Origin of the sequence: Paraburkholderia sp. CHISQ3 (assembly GCF_030464945.1) — a bacterium.
Lineage (GTDB): Bacteria > Pseudomonadota > Gammaproteobacteria > Burkholderiales > Burkholderiaceae > Paraburkholderia > Paraburkholderia megapolitana.
In genome coordinates, this window is the sequence record NZ_JALPRG010000001.1 from 659,617 (window position 1) to 683,093 (window position 23,477).

The 23,477-nt window shown below is 62.5% G+C and carries 22 protein-coding genes; 3 read left to right on the forward strand and 19 right to left on the reverse strand.

Annotated features, from left to right (window positions below):
* Positions 1 to 55: 55 nt before the first annotated feature.
* From M0D65_RS02930 to M0D65_RS02955, 6 genes are all read right to left on the reverse strand, one after another.
* A complete protein-coding gene (locus tag M0D65_RS02930; RefSeq protein ID WP_091009904.1) occupies positions 56 to 781 on the reverse strand; it encodes an amino acid ABC transporter ATP-binding protein in 726 nt (241 codons plus the stop codon).
* Positions 778 to 1,455, reverse strand: coding sequence for a glutamate/aspartate ABC transporter permease GltK (gene gltK, locus M0D65_RS02935; RefSeq protein ID WP_091009901.1), 678 nt, complete (start codon positions 1,453 to 1,455; stop codon positions 778 to 780). The genes M0D65_RS02930 and gltK overlap by 4 nt, the downstream gene beginning before the upstream one ends.
* On the reverse strand, positions 1,455 to 2,195 hold the full coding sequence (locus tag M0D65_RS02940; RefSeq protein ID WP_266250990.1) for an amino acid ABC transporter permease: 741 nt from the start codon (positions 2,193 to 2,195) through the stop codon (positions 1,455 to 1,457). The genes gltK and M0D65_RS02940 overlap by 1 nt, the downstream gene beginning before the upstream one ends.
* An 84-nt stretch (positions 2,196 to 2,279) precedes the next feature.
* Positions 2,280 to 3,173: a glutamate/aspartate ABC transporter substrate-binding protein gene (locus M0D65_RS02945; RefSeq protein ID WP_266250992.1), complete on the reverse strand. Its 894-nt coding sequence runs from the start codon at positions 3,171 to 3,173 to the stop codon at positions 2,280 to 2,282.
* 228 nt (positions 3,174 to 3,401) lie between these two features.
* Entirely contained in the window at positions 3,402 to 4,706 is a 1,305-nt protein-coding gene (locus M0D65_RS02950) for a Glu/Leu/Phe/Val dehydrogenase (protein ID WP_091009895.1), read from the reverse strand.
* Positions 4,707 to 4,854: 148 nt separating this feature from the next.
* Complete coding sequence (locus M0D65_RS02955; RefSeq protein ID WP_266250994.1) at positions 4,855 to 5,811, reverse strand: LysR family transcriptional regulator; 957 nt, start codon at positions 5,809 to 5,811, stop codon at positions 4,855 to 4,857.
* A 158-nt stretch (positions 5,812 to 5,969) separates the two neighbouring features.
* On the opposite strand from M0D65_RS02955, the gene purB reads away from it, so the two are divergent.
* The gene (gene purB / locus M0D65_RS02960; RefSeq protein WP_266250995.1) at positions 5,970 to 7,358 is read left to right on the forward strand and encodes an adenylosuccinate lyase; all 1,389 of its coding nucleotides are present in this window, start codon (positions 5,970 to 5,972) and stop codon (positions 7,356 to 7,358) included.
* Between the two features lie 145 nt (positions 7,359 to 7,503).
* Here purB and M0D65_RS02965 read toward each other — a convergent pair whose 3' ends face one another.
* From M0D65_RS02965 to edd, 4 genes are all read right to left on the reverse strand, one after another.
* Positions 7,504 to 8,007 carry a gluconokinase gene (locus tag M0D65_RS02965; protein WP_266250997.1) on the reverse strand — a complete coding sequence of 168 codons (504 nt, stop codon included), beginning with the start codon at positions 8,005 to 8,007 and terminating at the stop codon, positions 7,504 to 7,506.
* A 10-nt stretch (positions 8,008 to 8,017) separates the two neighbouring features.
* Entirely contained in the window at positions 8,018 to 9,418 is a 1,401-nt protein-coding gene (locus M0D65_RS02970; protein ID WP_266250999.1) for a GntP family permease, read from the reverse strand.
* Positions 9,419 to 9,754: 336 nt separating this feature from the next.
* The gene (gene eda, locus M0D65_RS02975) at positions 9,755 to 10,396 is read right to left on the reverse strand and encodes a bifunctional 4-hydroxy-2-oxoglutarate aldolase/2-dehydro-3-deoxy-phosphogluconate aldolase (RefSeq protein WP_091009882.1); all 642 of its coding nucleotides are present in this window, start codon (positions 10,394 to 10,396) and stop codon (positions 9,755 to 9,757) included.
* Between the two features lie 2 nt (positions 10,397 to 10,398).
* Positions 10,399 to 12,282, reverse strand: coding sequence for a phosphogluconate dehydratase (gene edd / locus M0D65_RS02980; protein ID WP_091009880.1), 1,884 nt, complete (start codon positions 12,280 to 12,282; stop codon positions 10,399 to 10,401).
* 282 nt (positions 12,283 to 12,564) lie between these two features.
* Between edd and M0D65_RS02985 the strand changes: the two genes are divergently transcribed.
* Entirely contained in the window at positions 12,565 to 13,410 is an 846-nt protein-coding gene (locus M0D65_RS02985; protein WP_266251002.1) for a MurR/RpiR family transcriptional regulator, read from the forward strand.
* 78 nt (positions 13,411 to 13,488) lie between these two features.
* Here the strand turns inward: M0D65_RS02985 and M0D65_RS02990 are convergent, their stop codons facing one another.
* The 9 genes from M0D65_RS02990 to M0D65_RS03030 all read right to left on the reverse strand — a co-directional run bounded on the left by M0D65_RS02990 (position 13,489) and on the right by M0D65_RS03030 (position 22,836).
* Positions 13,489 to 13,905, reverse strand: a complete 417-nt coding sequence (locus M0D65_RS02990) for a CopD family protein (protein WP_266251004.1) — start codon at positions 13,903 to 13,905, stop codon at positions 13,489 to 13,491.
* 124 nt (positions 13,906 to 14,029) lie between these two features.
* Complete coding sequence (locus tag M0D65_RS02995; RefSeq protein ID WP_266251005.1) at positions 14,030 to 15,301, reverse strand: glutamate-5-semialdehyde dehydrogenase; 1,272 nt, start codon at positions 15,299 to 15,301, stop codon at positions 14,030 to 14,032.
* A gap of 194 nt (positions 15,302 to 15,495) precedes the next feature.
* Entirely contained in the window at positions 15,496 to 16,590 is a 1,095-nt protein-coding gene (gene holA / locus M0D65_RS03000; protein ID WP_266251007.1) for a DNA polymerase III subunit delta, read from the reverse strand.
* Positions 16,591 to 16,621: 31 nt separating this feature from the next.
* The gene (gene lptE, locus M0D65_RS03005) at positions 16,622 to 17,173 is read right to left on the reverse strand and encodes an LPS assembly lipoprotein LptE (RefSeq protein WP_266251008.1); all 552 of its coding nucleotides are present in this window, start codon (positions 17,171 to 17,173) and stop codon (positions 16,622 to 16,624) included.
* A 42-nt stretch (positions 17,174 to 17,215) separates the two neighbouring features.
* The gene (gene leuS, locus M0D65_RS03010) at positions 17,216 to 19,810 is read right to left on the reverse strand and encodes a leucine--tRNA ligase (protein ID WP_266251010.1); all 2,595 of its coding nucleotides are present in this window, start codon (positions 19,808 to 19,810) and stop codon (positions 17,216 to 17,218) included.
* A 220-nt stretch (positions 19,811 to 20,030) separates the two neighbouring features.
* Positions 20,031 to 20,462, reverse strand: a complete 432-nt coding sequence (locus tag M0D65_RS03015) for a biopolymer transporter ExbD (protein WP_266251012.1) — start codon at positions 20,460 to 20,462, stop codon at positions 20,031 to 20,033.
* 33 nt (positions 20,463 to 20,495) lie between these two features.
* The gene (locus M0D65_RS03020) at positions 20,496 to 21,161 is read right to left on the reverse strand and encodes a MotA/TolQ/ExbB proton channel family protein (RefSeq protein WP_266251014.1); all 666 of its coding nucleotides are present in this window, start codon (positions 21,159 to 21,161) and stop codon (positions 20,496 to 20,498) included.
* A 71-nt stretch (positions 21,162 to 21,232) separates the two neighbouring features.
* Positions 21,233 to 22,030 (reverse strand): 4-hydroxy-tetrahydrodipicolinate reductase, encoded by a 798-nt coding sequence (gene dapB / locus M0D65_RS03025; protein ID WP_266251016.1) that lies wholly within the window; start codon positions 22,028 to 22,030, stop codon positions 21,233 to 21,235.
* A 17-nt stretch (positions 22,031 to 22,047) separates the two neighbouring features.
* Positions 22,048 to 22,836 carry an outer membrane protein assembly factor BamE gene (locus M0D65_RS03030; RefSeq protein ID WP_266251018.1) on the reverse strand — a complete coding sequence of 263 codons (789 nt, stop codon included), beginning with the start codon at positions 22,834 to 22,836 and terminating at the stop codon, positions 22,048 to 22,050.
* Positions 22,837 to 22,998: 162 nt separating this feature from the next.
* Here M0D65_RS03030 and fur point away from each other — a divergent pair, with 162 nt between their 5' ends.
* Complete coding sequence (gene fur, locus M0D65_RS03035; protein ID WP_091009850.1) at positions 22,999 to 23,427, forward strand: ferric iron uptake transcriptional regulator; 429 nt, start codon at positions 22,999 to 23,001, stop codon at positions 23,425 to 23,427.
* Positions 23,428 to 23,477 lie beyond the last annotated feature (50 nt).

A 23,477-nucleotide genomic window follows, 5' to 3' on the forward strand; every position in this document is an offset into this window, starting at 1 on the left:
AGCGGCTTTTTTTATGGCCTTGCACGTTATCGCGCCGTTCGACGCGACACCACACTCAATGCAGAATCTTCGCCAGAAATTCCTTCGCCCGATCCGACTTCGGATTCGCAAAGAACTCCTCCTTGCGATCGTCCTCGACGATGAACCCCTGGTCCATGAAGATCACGCGGTGCGCGACCTTCCGGGCAAAGCCCATTTCGTGCGTCACGCACATCATCGTCATGCCTTCCTGCGCGAGTTCGACCATCACGTCGAGCACTTCGTTGATCATTTCCGGATCGAGTGCCGAGGTCGGTTCGTCGAACAGCATCGCGATCGGATCCATCGACAGCGCCCGTGCAATCGCCACGCGCTGCTGCTGACCGCCCGACAGTTGCCCCGGAAACTTGTCCGCATGCGCACGCAGACCGACGCGATCGAGCAGCTTGAGTCCCTTCGCCGCCGCTTCATCCTTCGAGCGCCCAAGCACCTTGATCTGCGCCAACGTCAGATTCTCGGTAATCGACAGATGCGGAAACAGTTCGAAATGCTGGAACACCATGCCGACTTTTGCGCGCAGCTTCGACAGGTTCGTCTTCTTGTCGCCGACCGATTGTCCGTCGATCAGGATCTCGCCTGACTGAAACGGCTCAAGCCCGTTCACCGTTTTGATGAGCGTCGATTTACCCGATCCCGAAGGCCCGCAAACCACCACCACTTCACCCTTTTTGACTTCCGTCGTGCAGTCGGTCAGCACCTGGAATTGACCGTACCACTTCGAGACGTTCTTGATAGAAATCATCGTGCGACCTTTTTCTGAAGACCTTTGACAAGGCTCGACGCAATCACGCAAACCACGAAATAACACGCGCCCGCGAACAGTACCATTTCAACATTCACACCGTCACGGTCGCCAATATTCGTAGCGGTACGGAAGAAGTCGGCGAGACTGATCACGTAGACGAGCGACGTATCCTGGAACAGCACGATGGCTTGTGTAAGCAGCAGCGGAACCATCGCGCGGAATGCCTGCGGCAGCACCACGAGGCGCATGGCCTGGCTGTAGCTCATGCCGAGCGCGAACGACGCATTGACCTGGCCGCGCGGCACTGCCTGAATTCCCGCGCGAATAATTTCCGAGTAATACGCCGCTTCGAACAGCGAAAACGCCACCATCGCAGACGCGAGGCGAATGTCGATGTCCGGCGAAAGACCGAGTACGTTCTGCAGCACCTGCGGCACGATCAGGAAGAACCACAGCAGGACCATCACGAGCGGGATCGAACGAAACACCGTGACGTAGCCCTTCGCGAACCATTCGAATGGCTTGAACGACGACAGCCGCATGATGGCGAGCACCGTGCCCCAAACGATACCGATCACGATGGCGAGCAAGGTGATCTGGATCGTGACGATCGCTCCGGTCCACAGCGTCGGCAAGGCGCCCGGAATACCACTCCAGTCGAAATGATGCATCACTTACCTCCGATATAGCCGGGCAGACGGCTCTTGCGTTCGACCCAGCGCATGAGCTGCATCACGACGAGATTGATGATCACGTATGCGACCGTGACCGCAATGAACGACTCGTACGTCTGCGCGGTGTAGTCGACCAGCTGGCGAGCCTGCGCGGACAGATCGAGCAACCCGATCGTCGACGCAACCGCCGAGTTCTTGAAGATGTTCAGGAACTCCGACGTGAGCGGCGGCACGATGATCCGGTACGCAACCGGCAGCAACACGTAGCGATAGGTCTGCCATTGCGTGAGGCCCATCGCGAGGCCCGCGGCACGCTGGCCTCGCGGCAGTGCATTGATCCCCGAGCGCACCTGTTCGCACACGCGCGCAGCGGTAAAGAGACCGAGGCAGACGATCGCCGATGAAAAGAACTGCGCATTGGGCGGCAGTTGCTTGAACCAGGTACCGATCGAAGCAGGCAGCAATTCCGGTATGACGAGATACCAGATGAAGAACTGCACGATCAGCGGAATGTTCCGGAAGATCCCGACGTAGACGGTGCCGATGCCGGACAGCCACTTGTTCGGCACGGTGCGCAGCACCCCGAACAACGACCCGACAATCAACGCGATCACCCATGCCGCCAGCGACACCGTGATCGTCACCCAGAAGCCGGAGATCAACCAGCCGAGGTAGGTAGTCGGCTCGCCGGTGGAAACCGGACTTAGCAGAATGTCCCAGTTCCAGTGATATGACATAACGAAGACTCCACAACAAAAAGAAACGGAAGAAGCGCGTTGCCTCTTCCGTTTCGTTCAGCGTACTGAACTGACTGCCAAGGTTTAATCGATTACCTTGTCGTTCGGGCTCTTGAAGAGCGCCTTCATGTCGTCGCTTTCCGGGAAGTTCAGGTTGAGACCCTTCGGCGGAATCGGCGTTTCGAACCACTTCTTGTAGATCTGGTCCGCTTCACCCGAGGTTTCGACCTTCGCGATTGCGTCGTCGACCACCTTCTTGAACTCAGGATCGTTCTTGCGCATCATGCAGCCGTACGCTTCATGCGATTGCGGCGTACCGACAATCACGAAGTCGTTCGGCGTCTTCGACTTGGCGCGTTCGCCTGCGAGCAGTGCATCGTCCATCATGAATGCAGCGGCACGGCCCGTTTCGAGCGTCTGGAACGATTCGCCATGGTCCTTCGCGCTGATGATGTTCATGCCCAGGCTCTTGTCCTGGTTCATCTTGCGCAGCAGCCGCTCGGACGTGGTGCCCGCCGTCGTGACGACGGTCTTGCCCTTCAGATCGGCGAAGTCCTTGATGCCCGAATCTTTGCGCGTCATCAGGCGCGTACCGATCACGAAAATCGTGTTCGAGAATGCTGCCTGTTGCTGGCGCTCGAGATTGTTCGTCGTCGAGCCGCATTCGATGTCGACCGTACCGTTCTGGACCAGCGGAATCCGGTTCTGCGACGTGACCGGCGTGAACTTGACCTTCAAGTTGGGCAGATTAAGCTTCTGCTTCACTGCTTCGACAACCTTCATCTGGAACTCATACGAGTAACCGATGACGTTCTGCTTGTCGTCGTAATACGAGAACGGAATCGACGATTCGCGGTGGCCCAGCGAAATGACCCCCGTATCCTTGATTTTCTTCAGCGTTCCGGCTTCCTGTGCGTGTGCACCCACCGTAAACAGCCCCAGGGTGGCGAGCAGCAGCGCAGCTTTTTTAACCTTCATGTGTGATCTCCTTGGCATAACCGCGTCAGTTTAGCAAAGTAACCAATATGAAAGTAATTGTTGTAAACCATGTCGGTTTTGACAGCGTGCCGTAGTGCTTTGGTAATGCGCAGGCATAAAAAAGCGGGCGGCATCGCATGGATGCCGCCCGCCGGTACTGCGCGCGGTCTTGTCGACCGCGTCTGAACCTAGAGAACCAAGCCGGAAATCAGCCTGGATGCAGGTCGATCAGGGGTACAGTCCGCGCATTTCGCGCGCCTGCAGGATGCGCTTACACGCGACGATAAACGCCGCCGTGCGCACCGACACCTTCTGTTCGCTCGATACCTGCCACACCGCTGCAAACGCTTCACGCATCACGCGTTCGAGGCGCTGGTTGATCTCGTCCTCGGTCCAGAAGAAGCTCGAGAAATCCTGCACCCACTCGAAGTACGACACCGTCACGCCACCCGCATTGGCCACCACGTCCGGAATGACGAGGACGCCCTTGTCGTGCAGGATGTCGTCGGCGGCGGTCGTGGTCGGGCCGTTGGCGCCTTCCACGATGATCTTCGTGCGGATCTTGTGCGCGTTCTTTTCGGTGATCTGGTTTTCGAGCGCGGCCGGAATCAGGATGTCCGTTTCGATGGTCCAGAATTCGTCGTTTGCGATCGGATCGGCACCGGCAAAACCGCCTACGCCACCGGTCTTCGCCACGTGTTCGAGCAGCGCAGCCGAATCCAGCCCCGTCGATTTGTACAGCGAACCCGTATGATCCTGCACCGCGACGATCTTCGAACCGGCTTCCTGGAACAGGCGTGCGGCGATCCCGCCGACGTTGCCGAAGCCCTGCACCGCAATGCGTGCGCCTTCGATGTCGAAGCCGATGCGGCGCGCCGCTTCACAGCCGACGACGAACACGCCACGACCCGTCGCTTCGCGACGACCCAGCGAACCACCGAGCGTGATCGGCTTGCCCGTCACGACGCCCGTGGCCGTCTGGCCCTGGTTCATCGAGTAGGTGTCCATCATCCACGCCATGATCTGCTCGTTCGTGTTCACGTCCGGCGCAGGAATGTCGGTGTTCGGTCCGATGATGATGCCGATTTCGCTGGTGTAGCGACGCGTCATACGCTCGAGTTCGCCGCGCGACAGCGTGCGCGGATCGACGCGGATACCGCCCTTCGCGCCGCCGTACGGCACGTTCACGGCCGCATTCTTCACCGACATCCAGGCCGACAGCGCCATCACTTCCGACAGCGTGACGTCCTGGTGATAACGCACGCCGCCCTTGCCGGGACCGCGCGACACGTTGTGCTGCACGCGGTAGCCTTCGAAGTGCGCAACAGTGCCGTTATCGAGTTCGATGGGGACGTCGACGATCAGGATCCGCTTCGGACGCTTCAGCGTTTCGAGCCAGCGCGACAGCGGACCGAGGTACGGCGCGACGCGGTCGACCTGCCGCAGATAGTTACCCCACGGGCCGAGATTGTCGCTATTGAGGTAGGACGGGACGGACTGCAAAGATGATGCGGACTGCGGTTGTGATGACATGAACGCTCCAGCGTCGATCGGGTGCGCACATTGTCGAAAAACGCCGTCGTGAAATCCAATGCCGTTTGTTCATCCCGTTATGCTTTTCACGCATAACGTCGAAAAAATCGAAAAAGGCGGTCGCGAAACGGTATGGCCGCAATCGCACTCAGCCAGTACGCTCCGTCAGTTCCGCCCTCACGATATCCCACAGCTTGCGGATGAGCACATGGCGCGGATCGTCGCCCTGCACCGCCATCTTGTCGCGATACAGGCGGATTTCCATCGTCAGTGTGAACTGGCCTTCAGCGACGCCGCGCGTCGCGCGATCGAGCCGGACGAGACGCCCGTCGGCGGTCGCGTCCTCGACCGCGCTGTGCGGCAGGAAGGCGATGCCGTGCCCGGCCAGCGCCATGGCCTTTAACCCTTCGGCCATATCGGTTTCATACACGCGGTCGAGATAGAGCCGCGCCGGCGCGTTGGCGATGATTACCTCGGTCATCCTTCCGAGGTACGCATTCGCCGTGTACGACAGATACGGTGCGGGGGCGTCCGGCGTACCTGGTAGCGTGTAGCGGGGCCGCCCCGCGCGTGAAGCCGCCGAAAACGGACTGATCGTCTCGATGCCGATGGTCAGCATGTCGTAGCGCGCAGGGTCGAGAGCAACCGGGTGGCTCGGGTGGTGATAACCCATCACGAGGTCGCAACCTCCTTCCACCAGCGAGAGCACCGCGTCGTGCACGTTCAGCGCGCGCAGCCGCGTGTGAACCGGGCCAAGGCGCGATTCGATGCGCTGCAGCCAGCCCGGAAAGTAGGTGAGCGAAAGCGTGTGCGGCACGGCGAACTCGATGGTCGCCGCGGGCGTTCCGGTATGCCCGCGCAGCAGCGTGCGCGCTTCGTGGAACTGCGAGAGCATCGCCAGTGCCTGCTCGTAGAAGACCTGCCCGGCCCCCGTGAGCCGCGTCGGATAGACCGAACGATCGATCAGTTCCGTGCTGAGCCACGCTTCGAGCGCCTGGATGCGGCGCGAGAACGCCGGCTGCGTGACATGGCGCAGTTCCGCCGAGCGGCTGAAACTGTGGGTTTCCGCAAGCGAAACGAAGTCTTCAAGCCATTTCAGTTCCATGGGACCTTGGGCGGCGGGCAGTAAGTAGCGGCATTCTAGCGGCGCGGCGCAATTCGGGCGGCGCCGCGCAGGTACAAAGCAGGGCCTCGCAGGGCCGCAGCCCGCACAGTGGTAAAATTCGCGGTTCTTCCGATCTTCACCCTCCGGTCCGCCCCATCATGTCCGACACCCGCCCCGACACCCTGTTCGCGCTTACCGCGCTGTCCCCGCTCGACGGCCGCTATGCGTCGAAAACCGAAGCCCTGCGCGAGTGGCTCTCGGAGGCTGCGTTCATGCGCCATCGCGTGACCGTCGAAATCCACTGGCTGATCGCGCTGTCGCGCGCCGGCCTCGCCGAAGTGCCGCGCTTCTCCGATGCGTCCGAGCAGTTCCTGCTGCAACTCGTCGAGCGCTTCACCGCACACGACGCCGCGCGCATCAAGGACATCGAGCGCGTGACGAATCACGACGTGAAAGCGGTCGAGTACTGGCTGAAGGAATCGGTGAAGGGGCAGCCCGAGCTGGAACGCGCAAGTGAGTTCATCCACTTCGCGTGCACGTCGGAAGACATCAACAACACGTCGCACGGCCTGATGCTTGCCGGTGCGCGCGAACACGTCATGCTGCCTGCACTGCGCTCGGTGTACGAACGCCTCGTCAAGCTCGCGCACCTGCACGCCGAACAGCCGATGCTGTCGCGCACGCATGGTCAGCCGGCCAGCCCGACGACGCTCGGCAAGGAAATCGCTAACGTCGCCGCGCGGCTCGAACGTGCCATCGAACGCATCGCCAAGGTTGAACTACTCGGCAAGATGAACGGCGCGGTCGGCAACTTCAATGCGCATCTGTCCGCGTATCCGGAGTTCGACTGGGAAGCGTTTTCGCGCGATGTGGTCGAGCAGCGCCTGAAGCTGAAATTCAATCCGTACACGATCCAGATCGAACCGCACGACTACATGGCCGAACTGTTCGACGCGGTTGCGCGCGCGAACACGATCCTGCTCGATCTCGACCGCGACGTGTGGGGCTACATCTCGGTCGGCTATTTCAAGCAGAAAACGAAGGCCGGTGAAATCGGTTCGTCGACGATGCCGCACAAGGTCAATCCGATCGACTTCGAAAACTCGGAAGGCAATCTCGGCCTCGCGAACGCAACACTGCGGCACCTCGCCGACAAGCTGCCGGTGTCGCGCTGGCAGCGCGACCTGACCGACTCGACGGTGCTGCGCAATATCGGTGTCGCGTTCGGTTACTCGCTGCTTGCCTACGACGCGTTGATCCGCGGTCTCGACAAGCTTGAAGTCAATCCGCAGCGTCTGAACGACGATCTCGACAACTGCTGGGAAGTGCTTGCGGAGCCGGTGCAGACGGTAATGCGCCGCTACGGTATCGAGAATCCGTACGAGCAGTTGAAGGAATTGACGCGCGGCAAGGGCATTACGCGCGAAGGGTTGCAGACGTTCATCGGCAGTTTGCAGATTCCTGCCGATGCGAAAGAGCGTCTGCTTGCGATGACGCCGGCATCGTATGTCGGCAAGGCGATCGAACTCGCGAAGCGGATCAAGTAACGTAACGCACACGCCGCCGGCAATCAAAAAGGCGCTCCCTGAACTGCGCCCTCAAAGTTGGACATCGATCCAGGCTTTGGGGTGCAGTTCAGGGAGCGCCTTTTCTTTTGTGCGGCCGATGCGCTGCCTGCCGCACTATCGCCAACTACGCTCCGTCGCGCGTCTTCAGTTGCGCGAGCACGTCGTCGACGATCTGCTCCGGCGTCAGATCGATGCTCACCGTAATCGCTTCTTCTGCGTCCGGTTCTTCTAACGTATCGAGCTGGCTTTGCAGCAACGACGGATCGAAGAAATGACCGGTGCGCGTCTTCAACCGTTCGCGCAGCGTTTCCAGCGAGCCATGTAAATACACGAAAACTACGTCGCGATCGCCATTGCGCAGGATGTCGCGATACGAGCGCTTCAGCGACGAACACGTGAACACCGCCGTCTCGCTGGCCCGCTGCTTTTCCTCGATCGCTGCGCGGATCGTGCGCAGCCACGGCCAGCGGTCTTCGTCGGTCAGCGGAATGCCGTGATGCATCTTCTCCTTGTTGGCGGCGCTGTGAAACGCGTCGCCATCGGTGAAGTCGCAGTGCAGGCGCTCCGCCAGCATCTCGCCGATGCGCGTCTTGCCTGCGCCCGACACGCCCATTGCTATCAAGATCATCTACTGCTCCTTACAGGACCGCCGCGAGAGCGAACGTCAAACCGAGTCCCATCACCGAAATGATGGTTTCGCAGAGCGACCATGTCTTGAAGGTCTGCCCCACTGTCATGCCGAAGTATTCCTTGACCAGCCAGAAACCGCCGTCGTTCACGTGCGAAAAGATCAGCGAGCCGCAACCGGTGGCCAGCACCAGCAGTTCCGGGCTCACCTGCGCGCCGGCCGCCGACGCGATCGGCGCGACGATACCGCACGCGGTCGTCATGGCAACCGTCGCGGAACCGGTTGCGAGGCGGATCAGCGCAGCGACGAACCAGCCGAACAACAGCGGCGACAGATGCGCGTTCGTCGCGACTTCGACGATCTCTTTCGAAATACCGCTGTCCATCAGCACACGGCCAAAGCCGCCGCCTGCACCGACGATCAGTGTAATCCCCGCGATCGGCGCGAGACAGTCGCCGCAGAATTTCTGGATTTGCTCGCGATTAAAGCCGCGCTTTGCACCGAAGGTCCAGAAGCTCACGAGTACGGAGATCAGCAGCGCGACGTCGGAGTTGCCGACGAATTTCAGCAGATCGTTCGGCAGGGTCTTCGGTGCCGAAACAAGATCGGCACAGCTACCGATCAGCATCAGGATCACCGGCAGCAGGATCGTGAAGAGCGTGATACCGAAGCTTGGCAGCGTGCGCTTTGCGGCCGGCTTTGCATCGCCGATTGCGTCGCCCTTCGCAGCATCCTGCGAACTCGAATCGGTGAATTGCGCCGCGAGCGCATTGTGCTCCGGCAGCTTGATATAGCGGTGTATCAGCAGCGCGAACAACGGACCGGCGACAATCGCCGTCGGAATACCGACGATCAACCCATACAGAATGGTCTTGCCGATGTCCGCGTGATACGCCTGCACCGCGAGCATCGCGGCCGGATGTGGCGGAATCAGTCCGTGCACGACCGACAACCCCGCGACCATCGGCAGCCCGATCAGCAGCAGCGATTTACCGGTGCGCTTCGCGACGTTGAACGCGATCGGGATCAACAGCACGAAGCCGACTTCGAAGAACACCGGCAAGCCGACGATCACCGCGACGCACACCATCGCCCAGTGAATATGCTTCTCGCCGAACCAGTCGATCAGCGTCGTTGCGACGCGCTCCGCGCCGCCCGATTCGGCCATCATCTTGCCGAGCATCGTGCCGAGGCCGACGACGATCGCAATGTGTCCGAGCGTATTGCCGTTGCCGGTTTCGAACGACTTGACGATCTGGCCCATCGGCATGCCGACCGCAAGCCCGAGCAGTAGCGAGACGATGATCAGGACGAGGAAGGGATACACCTTGTAGCGCGTGATCAACAGGATCAGCGCCGCGATGGCGATCAAGGCGTAAACGAGCAGCATGCTGCCGTGAACTGCGTCCATGAGTGAAGCGCCTCCTCTGCGTTATCGATATGGATGCAACGCGCGAGCATCCTGCGTGGCAACTCGACGCGGTATCGATGAAACCGCCGCGTGGTCGCTGAATTCTACTGTTTGTTGTGGTGGATCGCGCGCGAACATTGCATTGGATGCGGACTGACGTCGCTGCAGTGCAGCGCACGGCACAGTGCAGCCGTTACCCAAACTGCTGAATCGAATTGCGTACGGCGTGGCGCCACAACAGCACAGAGCCTCGCCACACAGCCTGTTGGCTGCATCGGCGAGGCTCTGTGTGCAAGCGTCGTTCCCGCTAGCTTCGATCCGTACGCACGTCTACGTTCAACGCACAGGCGGCGCCAGTTCGCTGGCCGCGCGTGCGAGGCGCGTGACTTCCGCCCAGTTCTGCGCAGCCACGGCGGACTTCGGCGTCAACCACGAGCCACCGACACACACCACGTTCGGCAGCGCGAGGAAATTCAGCGCCGATTCTGCGGTGATGCCGCCCGTCGGGCAGAACTTCAACGTCGGAAACGGACCGTGAAACGCTTGCAGCATCGGCACGCCGCCCGCCGGTTGCGCAGGGAAAAACTTGACGATCTCGTAGCCGAGTTCGAGCGCCGCGATGATGTCGGTCGGCGTCATGACACCGGGCAGCAGCGGCAGGCCCGCATCGAGCGCGGCCTGATGCATTTCCTTCGTCAGACCCGGCGACACGCCGAACTGCGCGCCCGCTTTCTTCGCGAGTGCGCATTGCTCGGGCCGCGTGATCGTGCCGACACCGACGACGATATCGTCGGCGAGTCCGCTCGCACGTTCGATCGCTTTCAGGCCCGCTTCGGTACGCAGCGTGATCTCGAGAACCTTCACGCCGCCCGCATGCAGCGCACGCGAAACACTCTCGCCCTGTTCCGCCGAATCGAATGCGAGGACCGGAATGACCGGGCCGAGGCGCACGATGTCGCTTACTGTTTTTGTCGTCATGGTCATGCTCCTTGTTTCTGCAATTCTTCGAGGGTGTGATGGATCTCGGGGCGCTCGCCGACCAGCGGGCCGAATACCGATGCACCCAGTTCCGCCGGCGCCGCCGCCGCGCGAAATACACCGTACAGTTCCCGGCCGAAGCCGACTTCGTTGCCCGCCTGATGCACCGGCTCGGCTTCGGGGCGCGCGGCCCACTCCGTTGCATCGATATCGATGTCCAGCACGCCAGCTTCGGCGTCGATGACGATCGTGTCGCCGGTACGCACCTTGCCGAGCGGCCCTTGCAGCAGCGCTTCAGGCGACACGTGGATCACGGCAGGCACCTTGCCCGACGCGCCGGACATACGCCCGTCCGTGACGAGCGCAACATGGAAACCCTGATCCTGCAACACACCGAGCAGCGGCGTCAAACGATGCAGTTCCGGCATGCCGTTTGCACGCGCGCCCTGGAACCGCACGATCGCGACGAAGTCGCGCTTCAGCTCGCCGTTATCGAATGCTTCCTGCACCGCTTCCTGCGAATCGAACACGATCGCGGGCGCAGTCACCTTGCGATGCGCCGCGGCCACCGCCGAAATCTTGATCACGCCGCGCCCGAGCTTGCCCTGCATCAGACGCAAACCGCCGTCCGCCTGGAACGGATCTTCGATGCCGCGCAGCACGGTCGTGTCCTCGCTCTTCGGTGCGCCGTCGACCCACGTCAACTGGCCATCGAGCAATTTCGGTTCCTGCGTGTAGTGCGACAGGCCACGACCCGCGACCGTCGTCACGTCTTCATGCAGCAAGCCGCCTTCGAGCAGGTTGCGCACGAGGAACGCGACGCCGCCCGCCGCGTGGAAATGATTCACGTCGGCCTTGCCGTTCGGGTAAATCTTCGCGAGCAGCGGCACGGTCTGCGACAGTTCGTCGAAGTCGTCCCAGTCGATCATCACGCCGGCGGCCCGCGCAATCGCGACGAGGTGCAGCGTGTGGTTGGTCGAGCCGCCTGTTGCGAGCAACGCGACGATGCCGTTGACGATCGCCTTCTCGTCGACCACGTGGCCGATCGGCGTGTAGTGGCCGCGTTCGACAGTCAGATCGAGCACGCGGCGCGCCGCGGCAGCCGTGAGTGCGTCGCGCAGCGGCGTATGCGGATGAACGAAAGCCGAGCCCGGCAGATGCAGGCCCATCACTTCCATCAACATCTGGTTGCTGTTCGCGGTGCCGTAGAACGTGCACGTGCCGTGGCCGTGATATGCGGCAGCTTCGGCTTCGAGCAGCGCGTCGCGGCCGACCTTGCCGGTCGCGAACTGCTGGCGGATCTTCGCCTTGTCGTCGTTCGACAGACCGCTCGCCATCGGGCCGGCCGGTACGAAGATCGTGGGCAGGTGGCCGAACTGCAATGCACCGATCAGCAGGCCCGGCACGATCTTGTCGCAGATGCCGAGACACAGCGCGGCATCGAACATGTTGTGGGTCAGCGCAATCGCCGTGCTCATCGCAATCACTTCGCGCGAGAACAGCGACAGTTCCATGCCCGCATTGCCTTGCGTCACGCCATCGCACATCGCAGGTACGCCGCCTGCGAACTGCGCGACACCGCCGTTTTCGCGCGCGGCCTGCTTGATGAGATCGGGATAGTCCTTGTACGGCGCGTGCGCCGACAGCATTTCGTTATACGAGGAGACGATGCCGATGTTCGGCGCGCGAATGGCCTTGATCGTGAGCTTGTCGTTGCCTTCGAGGCCCGCGAATCCGTGTGCGAGGTTCGCGCACGACAGTGCGCCGCGCGCCGGGAACTTGCCCTGCGCCGCATCGATACGGGCGAGATAGGCTGCGCGCGTGGGCTTGCTGCGCTCGATCACGCGTCGCGTGACCTTCATCAAATGCGAATGCGGGGAAACCATCGAATCTCCTTCGTCTTCTGGCGGGGACGTGATGCACAGGTAAGGCACGGCCGGGTGGTCCCGGCATCTTGATTCGAATGTTAGTAGAAAAACTACACGGCCGCAACGCCAATTCCGCTCTTGATCGCTGCGTTCTCTCGTCGCTTGAGCCCAATACACACGGCGTTTACAGGTTTTCCTCATAGAATATAGGGAATACACCTACGCCGATTATGTAGTATTTGTACAAACCCGTGAATCCGCTATAGTCCACGGATCTTTCAGCATAGTGCGAGTTTTCCGATGATGCTGTCCCAGGTAGAAGCGATGCGCGACCAGTTGCGGCCGTCCGAGCGCAAGCTCGCCGATTACGTGCTCGAAGCGCCGCGCGAGGTGCTCGATCTGTCGATGACGGAGGTCGCGCAGCGTGCCGGCGTGAGCCAACCGACCATCGCGCGCTTCTGTCACGCGCTCGGATTTTCGGGCTTCCGCGAATTCAAGATCCGCCTCGCGCAAGGCGTCGCCGCCGACGTACCCGCTGTCTACCGCGACGTGCGCCCCGACGAACCGGTGCCCGGCGTAGCCGCGAAGGTTCTCGACCGGACGATCGGTGCGCTGATCCAGGTGCGCAACAATCTTTCGTCGGATGCGCTCGCCGATGCGATCGCGCTGCTCGCGGGCGCGCGGCGCATCGAGTTCTACGGTGCGGGTGGGTCCGGCATCGCAGCCCAGGACATGCAGCACAAGTTCTTCCGGCTCGGCATGCCGAGCGTCGCGTATTCGGACCCGCAGACGTATCTGATGTCGGCGGCGCTGCTCGGTCCTGGCGACGTCGTCGTCGCAATCTCGAACACCGGGCGCACCCGCGACATCGTCGACGCGGCGAAAGCGGCGCTCGACGGCGGCGCAAAAGTGATCGCGGTCACGCACGGCAATTCGCCGCTCGCGCGGCTCGCATCGGTCGGGTTGCACGCGAACGTCGATGAAGACACCGACGTGTTCTCACCGATGACTTCGCGAACGTCGCATCTCGCGATCGGCGATATTCTCGCGGTCGGCGTCGCATTGCAGTGCGGGCCGGCGTTGACGGAAAAACTGGCGGGGGCGAAGGACCTGATTACGCGCAGGCGTATTGGTCTGAAAGAGTGAAGCGGAGGCGCGCAACGCTTGCTGGCGTTGCGGCATATTGCACACAAGAGGCCGGCAGCGCCGGCCGCCTCAAGCCGCTCAGAACGGCTTGATCACCACCAGCGCAACGGCTGCTAGCAACCCAAGCACAGGCAGTTCGTTATACATGCGATACCACTTGTGGGAGCGACGGTTTTCGCCGCGCTCGAAAGTCGCGAGCAACCTGCCGCAATACGCGTGATAGATCACGAGCAGCACGACGACGCCGACCTTCGCGTGAATCCAGCCCTGCCCGCGTCCGACGCCGATCACGAGCCACAGCCACAGTCCACACAGCAACGCAGGCACCGCGATAAACGTCATGAAGCGAAACAGCTTGCGCGCCATGATGAGCAGACGCTTGATCGCCGCAGGCTCCGTCTCCATCGCGAGGTTCACGAAAATGCGCGGCAGGTAGAACAATCCGGCAAACCAGGCAGCCACCAGAACGATGTGAAACGTCTTGACCCAGAGCATCGGCGGTCCTCGATGAGATGTTGTTGCCTTGTGGCGACCAGCGCGGCCGCCTGCGGCATGATTGACTGCGGGTACGAGAAGCAGATGGCGCGCTAACTTAATACGCGCGCAGTTTACAGGCGATCTATTGCCGCCCTTCGCCGTGCCCGAGCACGACGTATTTCAGCGAAGTCAGCCCTTCGAGTCCGACCGGTCCGCGCGCATGCAGCTTGTCGTTCGAAATGCCAATCTCCGCGCCGAGACCGAACTCGAAGCCGTCGGCAAAACGCGTCGACGCGTTGACCATCACGCTCGCCGAATCGACTTCGCGCAAGAAACGCATCGCGCGGTCGTGATCTTCGGTGACGATCGCGTCGGTGTGCGCGGAACTGTACGTGTTGATGTGATTGATCGCCGCATCGAGTCCATCGACGATCTTGATCGCGAGCACCGGCGCGAGATATTCGGTGCGCCAGTCTTCTTCGGTGGCATCGACGAGCGGGCCGACCTTCGCCGCTTCGAGTACCGCGCGCGCTGCCGGATCGACGCGCAGCTCGACCTGCTTGTCGCGATACAGCGCGCCGAGCGGCGGCAGTATTTCCTTGGCGATGCCGCGCGCGACCAGCAGTGTTTCCATCGTGTTGCAGGTGCCGTAGCGATGCGTCTTCGCGTTATCGCACACGGTCAGCGCCTTCGTGAGATCCGCGCGATCGTCGACATACACGTGGCAGATACCGTCGAGATGTTTGATCATCGGCACGCGAGCTTCTTCCATCAGACGCGCAATCAGGTTCTTGCCGCCACGCGGCACGATCACGTCGACGTATTCGGTCATCGTGATCAGCACGCCAACGGCTGCGCGGTCCGACGTTTCCACAACCTGCACCGCATCCTGCGGCAGGCCGGCTGCTTCCAGCCCTTCACCAATCAGCTTCGCGAGCGCCGTATTGCATTCGAGTGCTTCGGAACCGCCGCGCAAGATCGTCGCGTTGCCGGATTTCAGGCACAGCGCAGCCGCATCGATCGTTACGTTCGGACGCGATTCGTAGATGATCCCGATCACGCCGAGCGGGACGCGCATCTGGCCGACCTGGATGCCGCTCGGACGATATTTGAGGTTGGTGATTTCGCCGATCGGATCGGGCAACGCGGCCACCTGGCGCAAGCCTTCGATCATCGTCTTCAGCGCCTTGTCGGACAGCGTGAGGCGATCGATGAACGCAGCGTCGAGCCCTTTCTCACGGGCCCGCGCGACATCGCGTGCGTTGGCGGTTTTGAGCAGCGCGGCATCGCGCTCGATGGCGTGTGCGACCGCGTCGAGCGCGGCATTCTTCGCAGCCGTCGACGCCCGTGCCATCGCACGCGATGCGTGGCGGGCGCGGCGGCCGAGGTCCGTCATGTACTGATCGATATCCATCTTCGTGATTCTCGGGTGCCCACGCGAACCGCAAACTGCACATTGCGGCCGGCGCGGCGTACTGCGGGGTTGAGCAGGAGATGTGTCGATTGTAAGTCTTGTGGCGCGGGTTTGTCAGCGGCCGCTCCGTAGTGTCGGGCTGACTTGTTCGTACTGCCGCAGGAGGTTGCGGCAGGCGTGCTACGACGCGTCGGCTAACCCGCGCGACGCGCCGGCGCACCGCCCGATGGTGCATTGCGCGGCGCGGCAACACTCATCGCCAGTTCGAACATGCCGTCCCATGGATCGGGCGGCGGATTGTCGCGCGGCTGGCCTGGCGTGTTGCCCGACAGTCCCTTCACCTGCCGGTCGAGCCGAGCGGCAAGCGCGAGGCCTTTTTCCAATGCGGGCTCTGTGATGCGCGACAGCGCCGGTCCGACGAGCCGTTCCCGCGGACCCCAGACACGGTTCTCGCGCAGCAGCATCGCGAGCGGTTTGCCCGCAGCGACACCGCGCTTGATGCGCAGCAGCGTGCGCACTTCCTCGACCACGGCCCACAACACCAGCACCGCCGCTTCGCCTTCGCCGCGCAGACCGTCGAGCATGCGCGAAAGCCGCCCAACGTCGCCGGCGAGCATCGCTTCATTCAGCTTGAACACGTCATAGCGCGCCACGTTCAGCACGGCATCGTGAACCTGCTCGAAGCTCAACGCACCGGCTGGATAGAGCAGCCCGAGCTTCTGGATTTCCTGATGCGCGGCGAGCAGATTGCCCTCCACACGCTCAGCGATAAATTGCAGCGCGCGCCGCCCGTCTTCCCCGGCTGCCATCCGCTGTCCCTGCTGCGCGAGCCGCTGGCCGATCCAGTTCGGCAACTGCGCGCGTTCGATCGAATCGATTTTTAACGCAACGCCAGCTTCGGACAGCGCCGTGAACCAGCCGGCTTTCTGCGTCGCGGCGTCGAGCCGTGGCAGCGTGACGAGCGTCAGCACTTCGTCATTCACCGCGGCAGCAAGCGTCTTCAGCGCATCCGCGCCTTCCTTGCCTGGTTTGCCCGATGGAATCCGCAGTTCGACGAGTTGCCGGTCGCCGAACAGCGACATCGACTGGCTCGCGCCTAGCAGCGAACTCCAGTCGAAGCCACGCTCGACGGTGAACACCGAGCGATCGGTGAAGCCGGCCGCGCGCGCCGCCGCACGAATGCGGTCGCACGCTTCCTGCGCGATCAGATGCTCATCGCCGTACACGACGTAGAGGCCCGCGAGCCCTTTCGCGAGGTGTGTGTCGAGCGAGTCGAGTCGCAGTTGCATGACTAGATGCCGGTGAAAATCGTCATGCCGTTCACAGCGGCGGCGGCGGCAGCGGTGCGCGCGGTGCGACGCCCGGCACCTGCTGGCCAGGGCCAGGATGCAGCGTGTGCACGACCGAGAGACGGCGCATCAACTGGTCGACGGCGTCGTTGCGCATGTCGGCGATCAGCAGGTCGTATTCCGCCGACTTCGCCTGCGAGTACTGATCGCTATAGGTCATCGCACGGTTCAGCGCGATCGCGCTAGGTGGAATGAGCAGCGTGCCGTCCGCGCCGACGAGCGAGTAGTTCAGCGTGTAGTTGATCTGGTATTCCTCGACGACGCCCAGCGAATTCAGCGTCAACACGCTGGTGCCCTGTCCTTCCGACAGCCGCAGCGTCGCGTCGGCGTTGGCTGCGTTGTTCACCACCACCGTGTCGCTGCCGCCTTCCACCATCCGCGTGAGGCGCGCGACACCGGCTGGCGCTCCGCCGGCGACGGCCAGGCGCTTGAACGCATAGTCCTGCTGGCCGCGCAGCTGAAAACCACACGCGGACAGAATCAGCGCACTGCACGTCAGCATCAGAAACGATTTGCGAATCACATTAGCTCCCTGGTTCGCAGTAAATCCCGCGGTGCGTCGATATCAAACGACGATGTTCACGAGCCGGCCCGGCACGACGATCACCTTCTTCGGCGGCTTGCCTTCGCTGAACTTCGCAACCATCTCGTGCGCGAGCGCTGCGGCTTCGATCGCTTCGCGCGATGCATCCTTCGCGACCGTCACCGCGCCGCGCACCTTGCCGTTCACCTGCAGCACGAGCTCGATCTCCGTTTGCTCGAGCGCGGCTTCGTCGACCTTCGGCCACGGCGCGTCGAGCAACGAACCGAATTCGTCGGCATAGCCGAGTTCGCGCCACAGCTGGAACGTGACGTGCGGCACGACCGGGTACAGCACGCGCAACAGCACGCCGTAGGTTTCGCGCAGCACGGCGGGCTGCGCGCCCTTTGCGCCTTCGAGTGCGTTGAGCATCTTCATCGCCGCCGAGACAACCGTGTTGTACTGCAGCCGCTGATAATCGAAATCGGCCTGCTTCAGCACGCTGTAGATCTCGCGACGCACGGTCTTGTCGACATCGCCGGGCGCATGCACCGCCGCCGACGAGCCACTGCGCAATACCGCTTCGTTGCTCTGACCGAACGACCACACGCGACGCAGGAACCGGCTCGCACCCTCGACGCCCGCACCCGACCACTCGAGCTGCTGCTCCGGCGGCGACGCGAACATCGTGAAGAGGCGCGCGGTATCGGCGCCGTACAGGTCGATCAGGATCTGCGGATCGACGCCGTTGTTCTTCGACTTCGACATCTTCTCGATGCCGCCGAGCACCACAGGCTGACCGTCCGCGTTGAGCGTCGCACCGACCGGGCGACCCTTGTCGTCGTGCGTGACGACGACATCGGCGGGATTGAACCACGCCTTCTTGCCGGCATCGTTCTCGCGATAATAGGTTTCGTTGAGCACCATGCCCTGCGTGAGCAGGTTCTTCGCCGGTTCGGCGAATTTCACGAGGCCCATGTCGCGCATCACCTTGGCCCAGAAGCGCGAATACAGCAGATGCAGGATGGCGTGTTCGATGCCGCCGATGTACTGGTCCATCGGCATCCAGTAGTCGGTGCGTTCGTCGACCATGGTCTTCGCATCGGGCGCGGCGTAACGCGAGAAGTACCACGCGGAATCGACGAACGTGTCCATCGTGTCGGTCTCGCGCTTGGCCGGTGCGCCGCACTTCGGACACACGCAGTTCACGAACGCTTCGGACTTCGCGAGCGGGTTGCCGGTGCCATCCGGCACGAGGTCTTCCGGCAGCACGACAGGCAGGTCCTGTTCCGGGACGGGTACGTCGCCGCACGTGTCGCAATGGATGATCGGGATCGGCGTGCCCCAGTAGCGCTGCCGCGAAATACCCCAGTCGCGCAGACGCCAGGTGACCTGCTTGTCGCCGAGGCCGAGCGCTTTCAGATCAGCGGCTACTGCGTCGATGGCCTGCGTGTAGTTCAGGCCGTCGTACTTGCCGCTATTCACGCAAACGCAGCCTTCCTTGCTGCCGTACCACTCCTGCCAGGCGTCGGCGGAAAACGATTCACCTTCTACAGCGACCACCTGCTTGATGGGCAAGTCGTACTTCTTCACGAACGCGAAGTCGCGCTCGTCGTGCGCGGGCACACCCATCACCGCGCCTTCGCCGTAGCTCATCAGCACGTAGTTGCCGATCCACACTTCGACGCGTTCCTGAGTGAGCGGATGCGTGACGTAAAAGCCGGTACCGATACCCTTCTTTTCCATCGTCGCAACGTCGGCTTCCGCGACGCCGCCGCGCTTGCACTCTTCGATGAACGCCTGCAGTTCCGGCTTGTCCTGCGCGAGACGCGTGGCGAGCGGATGCTCGGCGGCCACTGCGCAGAACGTGACGCCCATGATCGTGTCAGCACGTGTCGTAAATACGCGCAGCAGCTTTTCCTCACCGTCGATCTCGTACGGGAAACCGAAGTTCACGCCGTAGCTCTTGCCGATCCAGTTCTGCTGCATGACCTTCACGCGCTCAGGCCAGCCGAGGCCTTCGAGGTCGCTCAGCAACTCGTCCGCGTACTGCGTGATGCGCATGTAGTACATCGGGATTTCGCGCTTCTCGACCAGTGCGCCGGAGCGCCAGCCGCGCCCGTCGATCACCTGTTCGTTCGCGAGCACGGTCTGGTCGACCGGGTCCCAGTTCACAGTGCCGGTTTTCTTGTACGCGATGCCCTTCTCGAGCATCTTCAGGAACAGCCACTGGTTCCACTTGTAGTACGTCGGGCTGCAAGTCGCGACTTCGCGGGACCAGTCGATGGCGAGTCCCATCGACTGCATCTGCCCCTTCATGTACGCGATATTGTCGTAGGTCCAGCGCGCCGGCGGCACGCCGTTCGCCATTGCGGCGTTTTCGGCGGGCATGCCGAACGCGTCCCAGCCCATCGGCATCAGCACGTTGTAGCCGTTCATCCGCAGATAGCGGTACATCACGTCGTTGATCGTGTAGTTGCGTACGTGTCCCATGTGCAGCTTGCCCGACGGGTACGGCAGCATCGACACGCAATAGAACTTCGGCTTGCTGGCGATTTCCGTCGTCTTGTAGGCGTCGCTGGCGCGCCACTCGGACTGCGCGGCAGATTCGACGTCGGAGGGAACGTATTTTTCTTGCATGGTGTGATGGATCGCTGGGTTCGATGCTTTCGCACCGGACGTGGTGCTCTGCGTAACGAAATGTCGTCGGCTCCCCGTGAATGGGGAAAGCGCTGATTATACCGTCCGACGGGGTGTACGCCGTGGGTTGCGCGCGGCCGGTGCCGTCCCGCGGGCGCGGCGGCGAGTACCTGACAGGGGCCGGGCGGTTACGGCGTAGTGTTCGCCGACACCGCGTGCATCAAGGCTTCTGTCCCGGCGGCGGCGGATCGGTCACGAAACCCAGCCGCTCGAGCCCCGCCTGCTGCGCGGCGCCCATCACCTGCGCAATCACCTCGTAGCGCGTGTCGCGCGACGCCCGCAGATGGATCTCCGGCTGGTCCGCGCTACGCCCGGCCTGGACCAGTTGCGCGCGCAGCTGGTCGAGCGCGACCGGGTTGCCGTTCCAGTACAGCTTGCCCGCGGCATCGATCGAGATGGAAATGGTTTGCGGCGTCTGGCGCGCTGAATCGGCGGCGACGCGCGGCAAGTCGAGCCGGATAGCGTGGGTGAAAAGCGGCGCCGTGATGATGAAGATGACGAGCAGCACCAGCATCACGTCGATCAGCGGCGTCATGTTGATGTCCGCCATCGGCGCGGCCTGCTGCTTCTTGTCGAATCCGCCGAATGCCATGTCGTCCTCCGCCTGCCGCGCTGCCGGGATGCGTCAGTTCGCCGGCGCGCACACGTACGCGTGCAGGTCGTGCGCGAAGCCGTCGAGTTCCTCGGACAGTTGCCGCACCATCCGTCCAAGCACGTTGTACGCGAGCACCGCGGGAATCGCGACGACCAGACCGAACGCGGTCATGATCAGCGCCTCGCCGACCGGGCCCGCGACATTCTCGATCATCGCCTGGCCGCTCGAAGCAATGCTGCCGAGCGCGTGATAGATGCCCCAGACCGTGCCGAGCAGCCCGACGAACGGCGCGGTACTACCCACCGAAGCGAGCAGCACCTGGCCGAACTCGAGCCGGCGCTGCGATGCGTTGAGCGCTTGCCGCAGCGCGCGCATCACCCGCTCGCTACGATCGACGCGCGCCAGCAGCATGCCGGGAATATCGGCTTCGGCCGCATGCAATGCGGCTTCGGCAAGCGGCGTGAAAACCCGCTCGCGATCGGCGCGACGCAGCACATCGACGCCGTCAGATAGCGTCGGCGCCTGCCAGAACTTCGCGATTGCGCGCGGCCCCTGCCGTTTCGCGCGGCCAAGCATCCAGCTCTTGACGATCAGAAAGCACCAGCTCGCAACCGACATGGCCAGCAGCACATAAGCGACGGCATGCGTGATCGCGTCACTGGTTTGCAGGTAATGGATGATGCCGGTGCTTGCCATCGGGCCTCGCTGTCTGGATGAAGCGCGGCGGCGGCCGTGCGCCGCCGGCGGCCGGAAAATGCCCGCCGTGCTCAGCGCAGGCCGAGTACGTCCTGCATGTCGTAAAGACCGGTGGGATGGTCGCCGAGAAAGCGCACGGCGCGCAATGCGCCTTGCGCATACGACAGACGGCTCGCGGACTTGTGCGTGATCTCGATGCGCTCGCCGATACCGGCGAACAGCACCGTGTGATCGCCGACGATATCGCCGCCGCGGATCGCGGAAAAACCGATGGTTGATGGATCGCGTGCGCCGGTCACGCCTTCGCGGCCATAGACCGCACATTCGTCGAGATTGCGCCCGAGCGCACCGGCGATGACTTCGCCCATCATGAGCGCCGTGCCCGACGGCGCGTCGACCTTGTGACGGTGGTGCGCTTCGATGATCTCGATGTCGTAGCCGGTCGCGAAATGGCGCGCGGCAAATTCGAGCAGCTTCAGCGTCACGTTGACGCCCACGCTCATGTTCGCCGCGAAGACGATGCCAATCTTGTCGGCGGCGGCATGCAACTGCGCTTTCTGCGCATTATCGAAGCCAGTCGTGCCGATCACGAGTTTCACGTTGTGACGCAGCGCGGCCTCGATGTGCAGCATCGTGCCTTCGGGACGCGTGAAATCGATCAGGTAGTCGGATTCGGCCAGCACCCGGTCGAGGTCGTCGGTCAGTACGACGCCGGTCTGCTTGCCGAGGAACGCGCCCGCGTCCTGGCCGAGCTGCGGCGAGCCGGCACGGTCGAGCGCACCGGAGAGCGTCGTGGCGGAATCGTTCAGGACTGTTTCGATGAGCATCTGGCCCATACGGCCCGATGCACCGGCGATAGCAATCTTCATGAGTAACCCGCGAAAGCCTAGTTGCTTGTTCCCGACGTGGGCGCCGTCAACGGTGCGTTCAGCGTCGGACCACCGCTGCTCGAACCGGTCGGACCCACCGGGTTGTCCTGCGGCACGCCCTGGACGGTCGGCGGCGGCGGACGGTGGAACTGGAACTGCGGCTGCCCCGGCGCCGTTGCGCCTTGCGGCACGCCGCCGTTCGACTGCGGTACGCCTGCGCGCACCGTCGGCCTTTGAGACGGCGTGTCCGGCGCGCTGGTCGCACGGTTCGCGGCTTGCGCGGCCTGTGCGTTGGCATCGACATCGGTGGCGGCGGGCGCAGCGGCGGCTGCCGCCGTGTCTGACGCTGCAGCGGCGGACGGCGCGCTGGCTGCGCTAGCCGCTGCTGCCTTGTATTTCTTGCCCAACCTGTCGCCGTCGATCTCCGCCAGCAGTTCCAGATTAGACGGCAGATCCTCGCCGCCCGACCAGCTCGCGACGTTATCGCCCGCAAATATCACGACGAAATCGCGCTGCTGGACGATCGACGTCGAGCCGCGCTTGAAGTAGAAGACGTAGTCCCAGCGGTCGGCATGGAACATGTCGGCCAGCAGGGGCGTGCCCAGCACCTGGCGAACCTGCGCCCGCGTCATGCCGACCTGCATCTGCGCCGCGGCTTCCTTCGATACGAAGTTGCCCTGCACGACCGTGATGCGATACGGTGTGATGCGTTGCGCGATGCGCTGCGTCAGGTTGTCGTAGGTAGAACATCCGACGAGTACGGTCATAACCGCAACTGCCGCAACCGCGCTCAAGGTACCCCGCATGCGGCTCCCCCGGTAGATCGATAAAGATTTAGAAATCATTTCACTCATCACCGTGCGGGCTCGATGACAAGCCGCGCGAGTTTCATTCCGCCGAAGATGGCCTTGAACCGCAAAAACACATTACTATTGGAGCCGTGCATTGTACTCTAGGGATCCCTTGTCATGACCAATCCGACCGATCTCAAGAATATCGGGCTCAAGGCGACCCTTCCGCGCCTCAAGATTCTGGAGATTTTCCAGCATAGCCCAGTCCGCCATCTGACAGCAGAAGACGTCTACCGGAACCTGCTTCACGAAGAGCTCGACATCGGCCTCGCCACGGTTTACCGCGTGCTTACACAGTTCGAGCAGGCGGGGCTGCTGTCGCGCAGTAACTTCGAATCCGGTAAGGCCGTGTTCGAACTGAACGAAGGCACGCATCACGACCACCTCGTGTGTCTCGACTGCGGGCTCGTCGAAGAGTTCTTCGACGCGGAGATCGAAAGCCGTCAGCAGGCCATCGCGAAAGAGCGTGGCTTCAAGCTACAGGAACACGCGCTCGCGCTGTACGGCGCCTGCATAAAAGAGAATTGCCCGCATCGCAAGCATTGAACTGTTGCGCGTCGCTTCGATAAAAAGCCGCTCCTGGGAGCGGCTTTTTT

What these genes read in the sequence shown, in the direction of transcription:
- M0D65_RS02930 (WP_091009904.1), bottom strand. Translation starts at nt 781, where the DNA reads ATGATTTCTATCAAGAACGTCTCGAAGTGGTACGGTCAATTCCAGGTG.
- gltK (WP_091009901.1), bottom strand. Translation starts at nt 1,455, where the DNA reads ATGCATCATTTCGACTGGAGTGGTATTCCGGGCGCCTTGCCGACGCTG.
- M0D65_RS02940 (WP_266250990.1), bottom strand. Translation starts at nt 2,195, where the DNA reads ATGTCATATCACTGGAACTGGGACATTCTGCTAAGTCCGGTTTCCACC.
- M0D65_RS02945 (WP_266250992.1), bottom strand. Translation starts at nt 3,173, where the DNA reads ATGAAGGTTAAAAAAGCTGCGCTGCTGCTCGCCACCCTGGGGCTGTTT.
- M0D65_RS02950 (WP_091009895.1), bottom strand. Translation starts at nt 4,706, where the DNA reads ATGTCATCACAACCGCAGTCCGCATCATCTTTGCAGTCCGTCCCGTCC.
- M0D65_RS02955 (WP_266250994.1), bottom strand. Translation starts at nt 5,811, where the DNA reads ATGGAACTGAAATGGCTTGAAGACTTCGTTTCGCTTGCGGAAACCCAC.
- purB (WP_266250995.1), top strand. Translation starts at nt 5,970, where the DNA reads ATGTCCGACACCCGCCCCGACACCCTGTTCGCGCTTACCGCGCTGTCC.
- M0D65_RS02965 (WP_266250997.1), bottom strand. Translation starts at nt 8,007, where the DNA reads ATGATCTTGATAGCAATGGGCGTGTCGGGCGCAGGCAAGACGCGCATC.
- M0D65_RS02970 (WP_266250999.1), bottom strand. Translation starts at nt 9,418, where the DNA reads ATGGACGCAGTTCACGGCAGCATGCTGCTCGTTTACGCCTTGATCGCC.
- eda (WP_091009882.1), bottom strand. Translation starts at nt 10,396, where the DNA reads ATGACGACAAAAACAGTAAGCGACATCGTGCGCCTCGGCCCGGTCATT.
- edd (WP_091009880.1), bottom strand. Translation starts at nt 12,282, where the DNA reads ATGGTTTCCCCGCATTCGCATTTGATGAAGGTCACGCGACGCGTGATC.
- M0D65_RS02985 (WP_266251002.1), top strand. Translation starts at nt 12,565, where the DNA reads ATGATGCTGTCCCAGGTAGAAGCGATGCGCGACCAGTTGCGGCCGTCC.
- M0D65_RS02990 (WP_266251004.1), bottom strand. Translation starts at nt 13,905, where the DNA reads ATGCTCTGGGTCAAGACGTTTCACATCGTTCTGGTGGCTGCCTGGTTT.
- M0D65_RS02995 (WP_266251005.1), bottom strand. Translation starts at nt 15,301, where the DNA reads ATGGATATCGATCAGTACATGACGGACCTCGGCCGCCGCGCCCGCCAC.
- holA (WP_266251007.1), bottom strand. Translation starts at nt 16,590, where the DNA reads ATGCAACTGCGACTCGACTCGCTCGACACACACCTCGCGAAAGGGCTC.
- leuS (WP_266251010.1), bottom strand. Translation starts at nt 19,810, where the DNA reads ATGCAAGAAAAATACGTTCCCTCCGACGTCGAATCTGCCGCGCAGTCC.
- M0D65_RS03015 (WP_266251012.1), bottom strand. Translation starts at nt 20,462, where the DNA reads ATGGCATTCGGCGGATTCGACAAGAAGCAGCAGGCCGCGCCGATGGCG.
- M0D65_RS03020 (WP_266251014.1), bottom strand. Translation starts at nt 21,161, where the DNA reads ATGGCAAGCACCGGCATCATCCATTACCTGCAAACCAGTGACGCGATC.
- dapB (WP_266251016.1), bottom strand. Translation starts at nt 22,030, where the DNA reads ATGAAGATTGCTATCGCCGGTGCATCGGGCCGTATGGGCCAGATGCTC.
- M0D65_RS03030 (WP_266251018.1), bottom strand. Translation starts at nt 22,836, where the DNA reads ATGCGGGGTACCTTGAGCGCGGTTGCGGCAGTTGCGGTTATGACCGTA.
- fur (WP_091009850.1), top strand. Translation starts at nt 22,999, where the DNA reads ATGACCAATCCGACCGATCTCAAGAATATCGGGCTCAAGGCGACCCTT.